General features: G+C 71.7%; 13 protein-coding genes. 4 read left to right on the top strand and 9 right to left on the bottom strand.

What is annotated here, in order from left to right; translation table 11 throughout:
- Positions 1–16: 16 nt before the first annotated feature.
- Positions 17–595 (bottom strand): helix-turn-helix domain-containing protein, encoded by a 579-nt coding sequence (locus P5G59_RS11510; RefSeq protein ID WP_301219013.1) that lies wholly within the window; start codon positions 593–595, stop codon positions 17–19.
- 66 nt (positions 596–661) lie between these two features.
- Between P5G59_RS11510 and P5G59_RS11515 the strand changes: the two genes are divergently transcribed.
- Positions 662–1645, top strand: coding sequence for an NAD(P)/FAD-dependent oxidoreductase (locus tag P5G59_RS11515; protein WP_301219015.1), 984 nt, complete (start codon positions 662–664; stop codon positions 1643–1645).
- On the opposite strand, the gene P5G59_RS11520 is transcribed toward P5G59_RS11515, so the two are convergent.
- The 3 genes from P5G59_RS11520 to P5G59_RS11530 all read right to left on the bottom strand — a co-directional run bounded on the left by P5G59_RS11520 (position 1642) and on the right by P5G59_RS11530 (position 7947).
- Positions 1642–2580 carry a PrsW family intramembrane metalloprotease gene (locus P5G59_RS11520; RefSeq protein WP_301219017.1) on the bottom strand — a complete coding sequence of 313 codons (939 nt, stop codon included), beginning with the start codon at positions 2578–2580 and terminating at the stop codon, positions 1642–1644. The genes P5G59_RS11515 and P5G59_RS11520 overlap by 4 nt on opposite strands.
- A gap of 98 nt (positions 2581–2678) precedes the next feature.
- Positions 2679–7181, bottom strand: a complete 4503-nt coding sequence (locus P5G59_RS11525) for a DUF5979 domain-containing protein (protein ID WP_301219018.1) — start codon at positions 7179–7181, stop codon at positions 2679–2681.
- A 202-nt stretch (positions 7182–7383) separates the two neighbouring features.
- The gene (locus tag P5G59_RS11530; RefSeq protein WP_301219020.1) at positions 7384–7947 is read right to left on the bottom strand and encodes a TetR/AcrR family transcriptional regulator; all 564 of its coding nucleotides are present in this window, start codon (positions 7945–7947) and stop codon (positions 7384–7386) included.
- Positions 7948–8033: 86 nt separating this feature from the next.
- On the opposite strand from P5G59_RS11530, the gene P5G59_RS11535 reads away from it, so the two are divergent.
- Positions 8034–8939: an SDR family oxidoreductase gene (locus P5G59_RS11535; protein WP_301219022.1), complete on the top strand. Its 906-nt coding sequence runs from the start codon at positions 8034–8036 to the stop codon at positions 8937–8939.
- Between the two features lie 3 nt (positions 8940–8942).
- On the opposite strand, the gene gadC is transcribed toward P5G59_RS11535, so the two are convergent.
- The 5 genes from gadC to P5G59_RS11560 all read right to left on the bottom strand — a co-directional run bounded on the left by gadC (position 8943) and on the right by P5G59_RS11560 (position 14095).
- Positions 8943–10523 (bottom strand): glutamate/gamma-aminobutyrate antiporter GadC, encoded by a 1581-nt coding sequence (gadC, locus tag P5G59_RS11540; protein WP_301219024.1) that lies wholly within the window; start codon positions 10521–10523, stop codon positions 8943–8945.
- A gap of 67 nt (positions 10524–10590) precedes the next feature.
- Positions 10591–12021, bottom strand: a complete 1431-nt coding sequence (gene gad / locus P5G59_RS11545; RefSeq protein ID WP_301219026.1) for a glutamate decarboxylase — start codon at positions 12019–12021, stop codon at positions 10591–10593.
- A 178-nt stretch (positions 12022–12199) separates the two neighbouring features.
- Positions 12200–12577, bottom strand: coding sequence for an META domain-containing protein (locus P5G59_RS11550; RefSeq protein ID WP_301219028.1), 378 nt, complete (start codon positions 12575–12577; stop codon positions 12200–12202).
- Between the two features lie 76 nt (positions 12578–12653).
- Complete coding sequence (locus tag P5G59_RS11555) at positions 12654–13340, bottom strand: esterase/lipase family protein (protein WP_301219030.1); 687 nt, start codon at positions 13338–13340, stop codon at positions 12654–12656.
- On the bottom strand, positions 13337–14095 hold the full coding sequence (locus tag P5G59_RS11560) for an alpha/beta fold hydrolase (protein WP_301219032.1): 759 nt from the start codon (positions 14093–14095) through the stop codon (positions 13337–13339). The genes P5G59_RS11555 and P5G59_RS11560 overlap by 4 nt, the downstream gene beginning before the upstream one ends.
- 113 nt (positions 14096–14208) lie before the next feature.
- On the opposite strand from P5G59_RS11560, the gene P5G59_RS11565 reads away from it, so the two are divergent.
- Entirely contained in the window at positions 14209–14610 is a 402-nt protein-coding gene (locus P5G59_RS11565; RefSeq protein WP_301219034.1) for a ChaB family protein, read from the top strand.
- 2 nt (positions 14611–14612) lie between these two features.
- Positions 14613–14786, top strand: coding sequence for a hypothetical protein (locus tag P5G59_RS11570; RefSeq protein WP_301219036.1), 174 nt, complete (start codon positions 14613–14615; stop codon positions 14784–14786).

Consider the following 14786-nt stretch of genomic DNA (forward strand, 5'->3'; position numbering starts at 1 on the left):
GAGCGCCGGGCGGCGGTCAGCCCCGCCGCACCGTGCTCGCCCGCACGTGCGCCCGCTCGCCCTGCGCGCCGAACAGCGAGAGCAGCTCGACCGGTCCGCCGTCCTGCGTGCCGAACCAGTGCGGCATCCGGGTGTCGAACTCGGCAGCCTCGCCCGGCTCCAGCACCGTCTCGGTGTCACCGAGGACCAGCCGGAGCCGGCCGCTGAGTACGTACAGCCACTCGTATCCCTCATGCGTGCGCGGCTGCGGCACGGTCCGCCGGCCCGGCGGCAGCACCATCTTGTAGGCCTGCAGCCCGGAGGCGTGCCGGGTGAGAGGCAGCATCGTCATCCCATCGCGGCGGATGGGTCGGGAGCGCACCCGCGGGTCGGGCACGCCGGGCGCCCGGACCAGCTCGTCGAGCGTGGTGCCGTAGACGCGCGCGAGCGGGAGCAGCAGTTCGAGGGTGGCGCGCCGGCCGCCGGACTCCAGCCGGCTGAGCGTGCTGGTGGAGATGCCGGTGGCCTCCTCGACCTGGGCCAGGGTCATGCCCCGGTCGCGGCGCAGCGCCCGCAGGCGGATGCCGGCCGCACCGATCGCGTCGTCGGTGTCCATGCCGACAGTTTGCCACTTCGGCAAACCGGCTTGCTGCCCGCTCTACAGCGAGGCGACACTGCCGGTATGACGGACGAACGGAACGACGAGACCCTGGACGCCCTCGTGATCGGCGGAGGCGCGGCCGGCCTGAACGGCGCGCTGATGCTGGCCCGATCGAGGCGCACGGTCGTGGTGGTCGATGCGGGTGAGCCGCGCAACGCGCCCGCGGAGGCCGTGCACGGACTCCTGGCCCGCGACGGTACGCCGCCCGCCGAGCTGCTGCGCGCCGGCCGTGAGGAGGTGCACCGGTACGGCGGCCGCATCCTGAACGCCGAGGTCGCCGACGCCGTGCGCGAGCCGGACGGCTTCGCCGTCGCGCTGGCCGACGGCCGGACGCTGCGCGCCCGCCGCCTGCTGGTCGCGACCGGCGTGGTGGACGTGCTGCCCGACGTCCCGGGCCTCGCCCAGCACTGGGGCCACGACGTCGTGCACTGCCCCTACTGCCACGGGTGGGAGGTGCGGGATCGCGCGATCGGCATCCTCGCGATCGGCGAGACCTCGATGCACCAGGCGCTGCTGTTCCGCCAGCTGTCCGACGACGTGGTCTATTTCGAGAACGGCCACGCCCTCGGCGCCGAGTCGCGTGAGCGGCTGGCCGCCCTCGACGTGCCGGTGGTCGCAGACCGCGTGACAGGCGTCGAGTCGGCGGACGACCGCCTCGCCGGCGTGCGGCTGGAGGACGGCCGGATCGTCCCGCGCGAGGTCCTCGCCGTCGCGACGCGGTTGGAGGCCCGCGTCGTCGGGCTCGCCTCCCTGTCGCTGCCGCTGGAGGAGCTGCCGGGCGGGATGGGCATGACCATCCGCGCGGACGCCTTCGGCCGCACCGAGGTGCCCGGGGTGTGGGTGGCCGGCAACGCGTCGAACGCCACCGCGCAGGTGGGAGCCGCGGCGGCGGCCGGCGCGCTGGCCGGAGCGCAGCTGAACGCGGACCTCGCCACGGAGGACGCCGACCGCGCGGTCGAGCGGAGACGGCGGGCCGGCGCGCCGGCGACCGCACCCGTCGCCTAGACGATCGGCTGCGCTGCCGCCCTGCCCCGCTCGGCCCGGCGGTAGTGCCGCAGTATCAGCCACAGCGTGAGGATGCCGGCCGCCGCGACCACGATCAGCACCACGATGTACAGGATGCCGGCGAGCGCGGTGACGGCGGACGCGGTCTGGGCGGAGAGTCCGCCGAACGAGGTCAGCTCCGCCACCGCACGGCCGTTGGCGATGAGCGCGAGCACCGCGGCGACGTCGGTCGCCGAGTCCCACAGCGCGTGCAGCACCGCGACGCCGGCGTAGGTGAGCACGATCCAGAACGAGAACCGGAACCGGTCGCGCCCGCGGGCCGCGCCGAACAGCACGGCGCCGAGCACGGCCGTCCAGAGCACGTGCCCGACCGGCGCGAGGATCGCGCGCAGCACCTCGGTCTGGAGCAGCGACACGAGGTCGATCCCCTGGGTGGTGATGGCGGCGTTGAACGCGTAGCCCGCCGACTCGAACGCCGCGAAGCCGGCGCCGACGGTCGCCCCGAGCAGGGCGCCCTGGGTCGCGGTCTTCGGCACGACGCGCCAGCCGATGATGATCAGCAGGACGCCCTTCACCAGCTCCTCGATGAGGCCGACGAGCAGGTAGAGCCAGTAGCTCTGGTGCAGGTTGACCTCGAGCAGGGAGGCGCCGAGCACGCCGAAGATGCCGCCGACGAAGAACGCGAGCACCAGCTGCAGCGAGCTGATACTGCCGGTCACCCGCTCGATCGCGAACAGGACGACGCAGAACGGCACGAGGAAGCTCCCGAGCAGGATCAGCGTCGGGATGAGGTTCGTGTTGCGGGTGACGGCGGTGACGACGATGGTCAGGATCCACAGGGCGAGCCCGGTGAGCAGCGTCTTCCACCACCAGCCGTGATGGTGATGGGGATGCGGCGGGGCGTCCGGACGATCGACCCAGGTCTCTGCTGCCATGTGCGATCCCCTCGCTCGAGACGCCGGGCGGCGCCTGTTCTTCGGCACATCATCCCACCGGGCGGGCGCGGGACAAGCCCGCGCGCCGCCCGGTCGGCTCAGCCTCGGCGGGTGCGCCGCCGCAGGACGCCCGCGGAGAGGAGGATCACCCCACCGAGTGCGGCCAGCGCCGCCCACAGGGCGGCCCCGAGCACGTCGGACCCGGTCGAGGCCAGCCCAGTGCGGGGCGGATCGAGCACGGTCGCGCAGGCGGTCGACGTGTCGCCGCAGCCGCCGGTGCCGGTGGACGGCGTCCACGGGCCGGTCGGCGTCTCCACCGTCGCCCGGTTGACCGTGTCGACCGGGCTTACCAGCTTGGTGGTCACGACCATCGTGGCGGTCGCGCCGGCCGCGAGCGACGGGAGCGTCCAGTGCAGGCCGTCCGAGCCGGTGGTCGCCGACGGGGTGGCGCCGAGCACCTGCAGGCCGTCCGGCAGCAGGTCGCTGACCTTCACGTCCGTGGCGTCGATCGCCCCGTCGTTGGTGACGCGGATGGTGTAGACGATCGTGTCGCCCACGCTCGCGGTGGAGCGGTCCGCCTGCTTCGCGATGCTCAGGTGGCCGATCAGGAACGTGTTCGTCACGGTCACGGTCGCCGCCGAGCCGGCGGGGACCGTCACGGTTCCGTCGGCGGGGCTGAGCGTCGTCGAGGTGGCGAGGCCCGCGTCCGTCTCCTCGACGGCGCAGGACGCCCCGGCCAGGATGCCATCGACCGTCGCCGTGTAGCCGTCGGCCTTCGACAGGGTCTGAGTGGCGTCCGCGCCCAGGTCGATCGGGGTGACGGCGCCGTCGATCAGCGCGGTGCAGGTGAGCTGCACGGTGAACGGGCCGTCGCCGAAGAGGGCCACGCCGGGGCCGACCCTCTTCTTGTCGATCGTCACCGAGCCGGTGTCGAAGGTGTTGGTGATGGTCACCGCGGCCGGTGTTCCGGAGGGGACGGTGACGCCCCCGGCCGGCGCGATGGCGACGGACGTCGCCCCGCCGGTCGCCGTCTCCGTGACGTCGCAGTGCGCGCCCTGGATCAGGCCGGTCACGGTCGCCTGGTAGCCGTTCGCCGCGTCGAGCACGACCGCCCCGCCGTCCGGCAGCGGGATCGTGAGCGTCTGGCCGTCCTTCTGCCAGGTGCAGACGAGCTGGGCGGTGAACGGGCCGTCGCCGTAGCGCGCGGCACCCGCACCGGTGCGCACCTTGGAGATGGTGACGGAGCCGGACGAGAACGTGTTGGTCACATCCACGGTCACTGCCGCCACGGTGCCGTCGGCGTTGCCAGGGATGAGCACGGTCGGGGTGTCGACGGTGGTGCCGGTGGCCCCGCCGTTCCCCGTCTCGGCGACGGAGCACTCCGTGCCCGCCGGGAAGACCCCCGGCACGGTGACGGTCTGGCCGCCCACGATGCTCAGGTCACCGTCGAACAGGGTCTGCGAGCCGGTGTAGACGCACTGCACGTGGAGGGTGAAGGGCCCGTCGCCGTAGTCGCCCGCGGCGTCGCCGTCTACGGTCTTGGTGACCGCCAGCGTGCCCGCGGCGTAGTGGTTCGTGACGACGGCCGTATCATCGCCCGCGAGCCGGACGACGGCCTGAGGGCCGGTGACCTCCGCGGCCCCGTCGACGGCGATGCCGACGTGGTTGGGAGCCGCGGCCGCGCCGTCGGAGTCGGTCTCGGTGACGGTGCACGCTGCGCCGATCGGCAGGCCCGTGATCGTGCGGCTCGCACCGTCGGCCAGCGTGAACGCGCTGTCGCCCGCCGCGAGCGGAACGGCCTGGCCGAGGGACGACTCGCAGACGACCGTGAACCCGAACGGACCGAACGCGCCGGTCGTCGCCGCGGTGTCGACGTGCTTGGTGACGGTCAGGGAGGTCACCTCGTAGTCGTTGACGATCGACACCTGCTGCGCCGACGGGACCGGCTGCGCCGGGTCGCCGGCGGCGATGGTGACCGACGACGGCGTGACCGTCCGCGACGACTCGCCGTACGAGCCCGTGGGGCCGTGCTCGGTCGTCTCGCAGACCGCGCCCGTCGGGATGCCGTCGATCCGCGCGGTGTAGCCGCCCGCGGCCGACAGGGTCACGGACTTCTGCGCGCCGAGGTCGACGGCGACGCCGTCGATGGTGCACGAGACGTCCGCGACGAAGCTCGTCGGCGCGTACTGCTGCGCAGGACCGGTGACGGTCTTGGTGATCTGCAGCGGACCGCCGGTGAGGATGACTCCGGCCTTGATCGGCTCCTGCGGACCCGCCGGCTGCGACCCGGACGCGTAGGTCGGGTAGAAGCCGAACGAGTTCCAGGCGCGCACGCCGGTGACGGGCGCGCTGACCGGAGCCCGGCCGTCGCCCGCCGCGGTGGTCGGGACGTTGGTGGTGCTGTAGGTGACCTTCACCGAGGCGCCCGCCGGGAGGACGCCGCCCGGGGCCTTGCTGAAGTCGAAGACCAGCTTCACCGCGGTCACGTCGGCCGCCGCGATGGTCGATCCGACCGCCGACGACGGGCTCCACGAGCCGGCGGGGCAGGTGCCGCCAGGGGTGATCTCCTTCACGCACGGCGTCGCGGACGTCGTGACGAACCAGGCGAGCGCCGATCCCGAGACCTCGGCCGACGGGAGATAGGCGATGTCGCCGTTGAACCGCGGCGCGTACACCGACCCGCGGGAGGAGGGGTCGACCACGCCGACGTCGCCGTTGCGCGGGAAGACGTCGACGGCCGTGAGTGCCGTCGCGGCGACGTTGCCGCCGTTGACCATCTCGAGCTTCCAGGAGTCGGTGTGGCCGATGCCGCTGACGGCCGCGCACGGGTAGCGGTAGTAGCCGTCGGCGTCCGCGGTGCAGGGAACCGAGGCGTTGGCGACGTTCTGCGCCTCGCCGGTGTCGGAGCGCACGCCCTTGGAGGCCGTGAACGAGCCCTGCGAGAGGGTGGTCACCACGTTGCTGGTGGAGCAGACGCCGGCCGTCAGGGAGACGGCGCGGCCGTTGCCCGGGTTCAGCGCGGTGCAGCCTCCGGAGTCGAGGGTGCGGTCGGTCTTCACGCCGAACGTGTTGACCGCCGTGGTGGAAGGCGCGAGCCCCGGCTTGATCTGCAGCGCCAGGGTGATGCTGTAGGTCTCGCCCGGCGCGAGCGCGGAGCCGGCCGGCCAGGTGAAGCGGATCGTGCCGGAGGCCGCGTCGAAGCTGCGGGTCACCGCCGCAGGGTCGATGGGCAGTGTCCCGCCGGTCGACGTGCTGTAGGAGGGCACGTTGGTGGGCACGAACAGCAGCGAGCCGTTCGCCGTGAGGGTGTCGGTGACCACCGGGTTCGGCAGGATGCCCGTGCCGGTGTTCTTGAACCGGAGCGTCCAGTTCACTTCACGACCGGACGCGGCCTGACCCGGGCTGGTCTTCTCGACCGCCAGCGTCGCCGTTCCCGGCAGGACGGTGAAGGCGGCGGTGGCCCGGGCCTGGGTCGCCTTGACGGTGTTGTAGGACGCATCGGCGGTCACGGCGTCCGTGATCGTGCCTGCCGCCGTCTCCCCCGGCATCGGCGAGGCGACGACGGTCGAGGTCACCGGGCCGGAGCCGTCGCGCAGGGTCGACCGCAGCGACACGTTGAGCGTGACGTTGTTGCCGCTGCCGCTGGCGGCGAACGCGGTGCCGTCGGCCTTGGTGAAGGTGAACCGCAGACCGGTGACGTCGGCCGCCGCGATCCCGGCAGGCAGGGCGGCCGCGGTCATCGTCGTCGGCGTGCCCGTCGTCCACACCGCCTGGGCGCCGAGGCCGGTGCGCGCGTCGACCTGGACGCGGTCTGCGCCCGTCGGCGGCGTCGGCTGGGTGAACGACTTCAGCGTGAACGCGTTCCAGAAGGTGGTGGCCGAGTCCTCGATGACCAGCACCTTCGGGGCGAGGGTGCCTGCCGAGCGGGCCTGCAGCGCGACCTGGATCGGGTCCTTCGGCGCCGCCTGCAGGGTGCTCGTCGGAGTGAACGTCTTGGCGGTGGTCACCTGCAGGTTGCCGTTGGCCAGCGTGACGGACGCACTGGTGGTGTCCTCGGCCATGGCCGTCGGGTACACGTCGTCGTGCAGGGTGCCGGTCGCCGTGTTGGTCAGCGTCTGGCCGTCGAAGGACTTCGCCACGGTGTCCGGCAGCTTCACCTGCACCTGGACGCTTCCGGTCGTGCCCGCGGCGAGGCCCGTGCTCGCCGGCGTGGTGTTGGGGACCGAGTCCTGGAAGGCGACCTTCACCGTGTTGCCCGTCACCGTCGCGGTGACGCTGCCCGCGCCGACGACGTTGGGCTGGCCCACGACGACGAGCGGCGCGGGGACCGGGTCGGTGATGGTGGCGTTCACACACCCGGTCGTGGTGGACGAGCACCCGTAGTTGATCGTGTAGAGGAACTGCTGGCCCGGCGCGATGTCGCTGACGTCGGCCGTCTTCGACAGGTTGAGCACACCGGAGCCGAGATCGTCCGCGCTGGCGGCCGGCACGCCGATGGCGAGGGAGCCGACCAGCGCGAGCACGACGCCGGTGGCGACGGCCGCAGAGGCGCGGAGAGTGGTGGACTTTCGGGCAGCGAGGCGCGTTCGGGCGCGCGCCAACAGGCGTCGGGTAAGCACGTGTCCCCCAAGGGCACAATTCGGGTGGTAACGGCCTGTCGCTCTCGGAAAGCGGCTCACCTGTATCGGGCAGGTGAAACGGCCGTTCTGTCCTTTCTAGCGGCTGATCGATGCCTTTGCATACAGTCGGCTGTGCCCCAGTTATGGGCACACTGGGACGAACGTCCCAGATGTGTACGACGCCTCAGGCGAGGGCACGGAAGCGGGCGACCCCGTCGGCGACGAGGGCGCGCAGGTCCAGCGGCTCGTCGGAGGTGGTCCAGCGCTCGAAGGCCAGCCGGAAGGCGGCGCCCGCGGCCTCCGCGGCGACCGCCGCCTCGCCGGGCTCCGCACCCCGGGCGACCAGCGCCCGTGCGGAGGCCGTGGCCAGGGTGGCCATCTTGAGCAGCTCACGCTCCTGCAGGCTGGGGTTCGCCGCGATCACGGCCGCGCGCCGGCGCGGGAAGGTCGGGTCGGGCTGGCTCTGCAGCGCTGCGGCCGCCGCATCCATACCCGCTGCGACCGCGTCGAGCGGCGGGGCACCCTCCGGGGCGGCCTCGATCGCGGCAAGCACGACCCGCTGGAACTGCTCGGAGCCGGAGAAGAGCACCTCGCGCTTGTCGGCGAAGTGGCGGAAGAACGTGCGCTCGGTCACCCCTGCACGCTCGGCGATGTCGGCGACGGTCGTCTGCTCGTAGCCGGGGTCGAGGTAGAGCTCGAGCGCCGCCTGCGCCATGCGCCCGCGCGCGTCCGGCTCCCAACGTCCCATATGACGATCATAGTGATGACAGAGTCTGACATGAGTGCTAGTCTGACGACAGTCTCTGACATCAACATCATTGAGAGGAGAACGCCATGCGCGTCTTCATGACTGGGGCTTCGGGATGGATCGGCTCAGCCGTCGTGCCCGAACTGCTCGCCGCCGGGCACGAGGTGAGCGGCATCGCCCGCTCGGAGGACTCCGCCGCGCGCCTGCGCGCCGCAGGTGTCGCCCCCATCGCCGGCAGCCTCGACGACCTCGGCACGCTGCGGACCGCCGCGGAGGCGGCGGACGCGGTCATCCACCTCGGCTTCAAGCACGACTTCAGCGACTACGCCGCCTCCGGGCGCACCGAGCGTGCCGTCATGGAGACCTTCGGCGACGCCCTCGCCGGCACGGGCAAGCCGCTGCTGTTCGCCTCCGGCATCGCGATGGTCGCGCCGGGCCGACCGGCGACGGAGGAGGACGCCTCGCCCTTCACCGGCCCCGACGCTCCCCGCGGCGGTGCAGAGGCGCTCGCACTCGGATTCGCCGAGCGCGGCATCCAGCCGGTCGCGCTGCGGTTCGCGCCGACCGTGCACGGCGACGGCGACCACGGCTTCACGGCCGTGCTGGCCGAGACGGCACGGCGCACCGGCGTCGCCGGATACGTGGGCGACGGCGCCAACCGATGGGCGGCCGTCCATCGCTCCGACGCCGGGCGCCTGGTGGCGAAGGCCCTCGAGAACCCGGGCGTCGCGAACATCGTCCACGCCGTCGGCGAGGAGGGCGTCGCGGCCCGCGACATCGCTGAGGCGATCGGCCGGGGCGCGGGCGTGCCCGCCGCCTCCATCGCATCGGAGGACGTCGAGGCGCACTTCGGCTGGATCGGCCGCTTCTTCTCGCTCGACATCCCCGCCTCCAGCACCCTCACCCAGGAGCGCTTCGACTGGCGGCCGACCGGCCCCACCCTCCTGGAGGACCTCGCCGCCGGCCACTACTTCGCCCGCGCCGCCGCCTGACCCTCAGGGTCCGGGCTTCGCCGGGGGGTTCACGAGGACGTCGTCGAAGGTCGCCTTCTCCTCAGGCGTCCGCTGATCCCAGCCCGGGCGTCTCGCCGCGTAGAAGATGAGCGGCGGGACGCCCAGCAGGATCACGACCACCCCCACCAGAGCCGGGTACGCCCACCCCGGAGCCCCCTGCGCGAAGCCCGCCGGCGGCACGAAGCCGAGCAGGAAGGCCGCGAGGCACGCCAGGAAGCCGATCGTCGCGATCAGGCCCATCGCCGGCGTGCGGTAGGTGCGCTTCACTTGCGGGTGCGTACGGCGCAGGCGGATCGCCGCCGCGAACATCATCATGTACATGATCAGGTACAGCGCCGCGGCCATATCGACCAGCAGGATGAACGCCGTGTTGATGTTGGGCACGAAGATGAACAGCGACGCGAGCAGCGTCACCACGATGCCCTGCACGCTCAGGATGCCGACCTGCACGCCCGCCTTGTTCCTGCGCTGCAGGAACGCCGGCAGGTAGCCGGAGCGCGCCGCCGCGAGCAGACCCCGGGACGGCCCCGCGATCCAGGTCACGACGGAGGCGAAGGCGCCGAGCGCGATCAGCAGCGAGATCACCGGGGTCGCCCAGTCCATCCCCCAGGCGTCGAAGAACGTCTTGAACGCCAGGTTGATGCCGGTGGTCAGGCCGAGCTCCGACGACGGCACCGCCACCGCGATGGCGATGGTCGGGAAGATGAAGATGCCGAGGATGAGGATCGACGAGATGAGCACCGTCTTCGGATAGCCCTTCCCGGGGTTCTTCAGGTCGTTCGCGTGGACCGCGTTCACCTCCATGCCCGCGTAGGCGAGCACGTTCGACACGATGAGCACGATCGACGCGATCCCGGTGAACGGCGGGATGATCGCCGACGCCGTCAGCGGCGTCTCGCTGGTATGCCCTGTCCCCAGCCAGATGGCCCCGAACAGGATCAGCAGCACTCCCGGGAAGATCGTGCCGGCGAGCCCCGACCACGACCCCACCTTGGCGAACAGGTTGCCGCCGCGCAGCGTGATGAACGTCGAGAACCAGTAGATGACCAGGATCACGATCGCGGTGTAGAAGCCGGAGTTCGCCAGGTTCGGGTCGAGGAAAACGAACGCCAGCGACGCGGCGATGAACGCGATCTGCGTCGGATACCAGACCACGTTCTGCACCCACTGCAGCCAGATCGCCTGGAACCCCCAGCGCTCGCCGAACGCCATCCTGACCCAGGTGAACACGCCTCCCTTCCACCCGGTCGCGAGCTCGGCGGCGACCAGCGCCACCGGGATCAGGAAGAAGATCGCCGGGATGATGAACAGCGTGATCGACCCGAGCCCGTAGCCGGCCATGGCCGGGAGGCTGCGGAGGGACGCCACGGCCACCACCGTCAGCATGGCCAGCTGGGTGAGCGACATGAACTTGGTCGCGGTCGTCCCCGGCGCGCCGATGGCGGGCCTGTGCGGCACCGAGGCGAACGGGTGCGGCTTGACGTGGTCGGGAGACGGGGCCGGCGTTCCGTCGGCTCTGGTGTGCTGGGCCGCGGTCTTGCCGGGCTCACGTGTTGCGGTCATGGTGTCCTCCGCTGGGTACTCGGTCGGTAGTACTCGGTGAGCGGGCGCTCTCAGGGTGTTGGGCGGGTCAGTGGGTGAACGAGTGCACCTGACCCTCGGTCGGCATCGGGCTCTCGAGGGCGTCGAGATACTCGACGGCCTCCTGGATGTCGACGACGAGCGACTCGGCCAGGTTGTGGCTGAGTCCGTTGCGCACGACGATGCGCTGCACGGTGAGGTCGGTGAGGTCGTCCGGCATGGGGTAGGCCGGGATGAGCCACCCCTTCAGGCGCAGCCGCTCCGACAGGTGGTACAGGTTCCACTTGTCGGTGTGGCCCTTCTTCAGCTGCCACGCGAAAACCGGGATGTCGGAGCCGTCGTTCCACAGCTCGAACGCCGGCATCTTGGCGATCTCGCCCGAGAGGTAGAGGGCCACGTCCTGCGAGGCCTTCTGCACCCGGTAGTAGCCGTCGAAGCCGAGCCGCAGGAACAAGTAGTACTGCAGCAGCACCTGGGCGCCCGGCCGCGAGAAGTTGAGGGCGAAGGTCGGCATGTGGCCGCCGAGGTAGGTGACGTCGAACACGAGGTCGGCCGGCAGGTCGCCGGCGGTGCGCCAGACCACCCAGCCGAGGCCCGGGTAGACCAGGCCGTACTTGTGGGCGGAGGTGCTGATCGAGACGACGCGCGGTACACGGAAGTCCCACTCCAGGTCGGGCTGCAGGAAGGGTGCGATCATGCCGCCCGAGGCGCCGTCGACGTGGATCTTGACGTCGAGTCCGGTCTGCTCCTGGATGCGGTCGAGCGCCTTCGAGATCTCGGCGACCGGCTCGTACATCCCGGTGTAGGTGACGCCCATGATGGCGACCACCCCGATCGTGTTCTCGTCGACGTACTTCTCCAGCTCATGGCCGTCGAGCACCTTGTGCTCGTCGGTGATCGGCACGTAGCGCGGCTCCACGTCCCAGTAGTTGCAGAACTTCTCCCAGCACACCTGCACGGCGCTGGAGAGCACGAGGTTCGGCTTGTCGGTCGGCTTGCCCTCCGCCTTCCTGGCCAGCTGCCAGCGGCGCTTGAGGGCGAGGCCGCCGAGCATGCACGCCTCCGACGACCCGACGGTCGAGGTGCCGATGGCCTTCTCCGGGTCGGGCGCGTTCCACAGACCGGCCACGATCTTCCAGCAGCGCGTCTCGATCGCGGCGGTCTGCGGGTACTCGTCCTTGTCGATCATGTTCTTGTCGGCCGACTCGGCGTAGAGGCGGGCGGCGTGGTCGTCCATCCAGGTGCCGACGAAGGTGGCCAGGTTCAGGCGCGCGTTGCCGTCGAGCATCGACTCGTCGTGCACGATCTGGTACGCGGTCTCGGGCAGCGACTCGTTGTCGGGGATGCGGTCCACCGGCAGGTCGGTGCTCTCCCCCGGGCGGGCGAAGATCGGGTTGAGCTGGGTCCGGTCGTTGATGCCGGTGTAGGCGGTGGTCGGGCCGTGGGCGGCGGCCGCCGCGCGCTCCTCTGCAATGGTCATACGGTTCGCTCCTCGTACGGCGCGAGCGTGCTCGCGCAGTGGATGTTCGCTTCTCGGCCGACGGCGGGCCATCCCTGGCGGGCCGGGGCAGGCTCACGGTAGGCCGATGGTCCCCGGCGTGGCTAGACACTTCCTGGCGGCGGACGGTGCGCAGCGGGCCAGGCGACCGCACACGGTGTCAGGAACCGGAGCGCGGGAGCGTGCCGATGGTCTTGCCGCTCTCGTCGAGCACGGTCATGGTGTCGCCCGAGACGTTGCCGGTCGCTGCTTTGCCGAGCCACTCGTCGACACCCTCGCACGCCATCATCGTGGAGGCGATGGACCCGAAGGTGATCTCGTTCCCGTCGATCTGGCCCTGTCCGCTCAGGCGGTTGCAGCCGTCACTGCCGGAGAACGTCCCGTCGTTCTCGATGTTCAGGTTCGGCTGGCCGGACGCGGTCGAGCCCCACATCCCGACGACCTTCGCGCCGCTCGGGGTGCCCGCGCACCCCGCGAGCAGCAGGACGACGGCGAGCGCGGCGGCCGCGCGGACGGTGCGGCGATGCTGCTGCTGCATGGATGCCTCCCCCTGGTCCTCGGGGGAAGGCTAGCGCCGCGGGCCCGGTGCGCGACAGGGGTCTTCTCGCCCGGAGTCAGTCGGCGGGGGCGAGCACTTCGTCCACGATCGCCAGGAGCTCGGGGCGGGCCAGGATGCGGAAGTGGCCGCCGACGTCCAATTCGATGTTCCGCGCGCCGTCGAGGCGGCTGCCGCCGGGCACGTGCGGGTCGAACCAGCCCCAGACGGAGACGATCCGCGCGTTGACGGCGCGGTTGACGGCGAGTCGCAGGATGCCGGGCGAGCTCGGGAGGAGGGCGCGCATGCTGGGGACCGGGATGAGTGCGGCGAGGGCGGACCCCGCGTACGGCGTGGCGACGGTGACGGCGCCGCGGATGCGGGGGCCGGTCTCCGGCATCCCCATCAGGTACTTGGCCACCAGGCCGCCCTTGCTGTGGGCTACGACGACGACGTCGGTGAGGTCGTGCTCCTCCAGGTGGGCGCGGACGAGGTCGGCGGCCTGCGCGACGGACATGCGGTTGTCCTCCAGCGCGGTGACGACGTGCACCGGGTGACCGGCGGCGTGGATGTGCTCGGCGAGCGGACGCAGGAACCGCCAGGTCTCGAAGATGCCGGGCAACAGGACGACCGGAGCGCGGGTGCCCTCGCCGGCGACGAGGGCGTCCGGCGTGCTCCGGTCGAACGCGGCCCGGAGCTGGTGGCGGCCGGCGTACAGGTAGTCGAGCAGGACGACGCCGGCGCGGCGGAGCAGCGTGCGCCTCATGGCCGCACGCGTGCGGTGTCGGCGATGAGCGCGGCGGTGCGCCACGGCGCGCCGTGCATGACGAGGTGGGCGACGCCGGGGATGCGCGTCGCGGCCCCGCCGGTGCGCTCCGCAAGCCGGGCGACCCAATCGTCGCGGGCGATCGGGTCGCGGCCGCCGCGAAGCACGATGACGGGCACGTCGATCCGCTCCACCTCCTCCTCGATGCGGTACTCCAGCATGGCCGGAAGCGTAGCCAGGTACCAGGCGATGCCGCAGTGCAGGTAGTCGCCGATCACGATGCGGTTGCCGCGGGCGTCCTCGCGGAAGATGTCGAGCCCGAGCAGGGTGCCCGCCCGCAGCGGATTGCGGTCCTCCGGCGCCATCACCGGCCCGAGCAGGGCGACCGCCCGGACCAGGTCCGGACGGCTGCCCGCCAGCGAGACGGCGACCTGGGTGCCCATCGAGTGCCCGACGATGACGGCGTCCGCGATTCCGAGCCGGTCGAGCACGACCGCGACCGAGGCCGCGAAGTCGGCGATGCCGAGCGGATGCGGCGGCCGTTCGGGCTTCGCGCGCCCGAACCCGGGCAGGTCGACCGCGAGCACCCGCCCCTCCTCGGCGAGCGCGGGGACGAGCCGCTCGAAGTACCGCGAGCTGACGCCGATCCCGTGCACGAGAACGAAGGTCGGGCGGTCGGGAGCGGGGTCGGAGCCAGTGTCCACCGTGACGACCGCCCGCGGCGGGTGGGCAGGATCGCGGCGGCGGTCGGTCACCCCTCCACGGTACCCGCAACCGCTTGAAACCCCCGGCGACCGGGGTAGCTGTGGGGGGGGGGAAGCAGCGGGGCCACTAGCCCCGCCCGACGCGGAAGGAGTACGACAGGATCATGCCAGCATCCGAGGAGCTGCCCTCCACCCTCGAGCGCTCGGAGAAGCACGCCCAGGCCCTGTGGTCGAAGGCGCACGACTCCGCAGTGAAGGAGTACGGAGAGGGCGAGCGCGCGCACCGCACGGCGTTCGCCGCGCTCAAGCACGAATACGAGAAGGTCGGCGACCACTGGGAGCGCAAGGCCGAGAACGGGCCCTCCGACCGCAAGGCGGAGGGCGGCCGCGACACGAACGCCCCCACCGAGGAGGGCGTCGACGCCAACGCCTCCAAGGCGCACCTGCTCGACATCGCCAAGCGGCTCGACATCTCCGGCCGCACCAGGATGACGAAGGACGAGCTGGTCGACGAGATCAAGAAGGCCAACCGGCGGGAGACCGCCGCGTCGCGGAAGAAGGGCTGACCATGGGCGACGTTCTCGCATTCATCGGATGCTTCATCCTGTTCCTGCTCGGGCTGTTCCTCTTTGGGCTGGCGCCGACCCTCCCCTCCTGGGAGGGCGTGGTCTTCTTCGGCGGGATCGTCTGCATCGCGCTCTCGTTCGGCATCCCCGTGGGGGTGCTCGGCCGCACCGAGTGA

Origin of the sequence: Leifsonia virtsii, from assembly GCF_030433675.1 — a bacterium.
GTDB lineage: Bacteria > Actinomycetota > Actinomycetes > Actinomycetales > Microbacteriaceae > Leifsonia > Leifsonia virtsii.